This window comes from Rhodococcus sp. EPR-147, assembly GCF_001647185.1.
In the GTDB taxonomy this organism is placed as follows: Bacteria; Actinomycetota; Actinomycetes; order Mycobacteriales; family Mycobacteriaceae; genus Rhodococcoides.
In genome coordinates, this window is sequence record NZ_LVCU01000478.1 from 1 (window position 1) to 898 (window position 898).

Consider the following 898-nt stretch of genomic DNA (forward strand, 5'->3'; position numbering starts at 1 on the left):
GGTGAGGCCGACGCCGCCCTGATGCAGCTGTTCGCCGGCCTGAACCCCGAGCGCATTCTCGGTGCCGCGATGGCCGTCGGGATGGGTCGCTACGCCATCGACGCCGCCGTGAAGTACGCCAACGAGCGGACGGTCTGGAAGACGCCGATCGGAGCGCATCAGGGTCTCGCGCACCCGTTGGCGCAGTGCAAGATCGAGCTCGAGCTCGCGAAGCTGATGATGCAGAAGGCTGCGGTGCTCTACGATTCCGGCGACGACTTCGGTGCGGCCGAGGCGGCGAACATGGCGAAATATGCTGCGGCCGAAGCCAGCATCAAGGCGCTCGATCAGGCGATCCAGACCCACGGCGGTGCCGGCTTGAGCAGCGAGTACGGCTTGGCTGCGATGCTCGGGGCTGCTCGCATCGCCCGCGTCGCACCGGTGAGTCGGGAGATGATCCTGAACTTCGTGAGCCAGCACTCGCTCGGACTGCCGAGAAGCTACTGATGGCCGTTCTCGTCGAGTCGGGCAAGGACACAGCGTATTTGACGTTGGATTCGCCGGAGAACCGGAATGCGCTGTCCTCGGTGATGGTCGAGGAGCTGACAGCGGGACTCACCGCTGCGGCGCTCGACGACGACGTCAGAACGATCGTGCTCGGTCACACCGGCACCACGTTCTGTGCCGGAGCAGACCTCCGCGAAGCCGGGGCATCACCGGAACTTCGCACCCGGCAGATGCTGGATCTGATGCGGCTGATCATCGACACCCCGAAACCCGTCGTCGCGAAGATCGACGGACATGTGCGGGCAGGCGGGATGGGGCTCGTCGCGGCCTGCGACGTCGCGGTCGCCGGACCCGAGAGCTCGTTCGCGTTGACGGAGGTTCGGCTGGGCCTGGCCGCGTCGGTCATCTCGGT

General features: G+C 66.3%; 2 protein-coding genes. Both read left to right on the plus strand.

The window, feature by feature from the left end; translation table 11 throughout:
* The coding region (locus A2J02_RS20380; protein WP_269454988.1) for an acyl-CoA dehydrogenase family protein at window positions 1-486 on the plus strand (486 nt) is incomplete at its 5' end.
* Window positions 486-898: enoyl-CoA hydratase-related protein (locus A2J02_RS20385; RefSeq protein ID WP_197478088.1), on the plus strand; the 413-nt coding region annotated here is incomplete at its 3' end. The genes A2J02_RS20380 and A2J02_RS20385, both read left to right, overlap by 1 nt.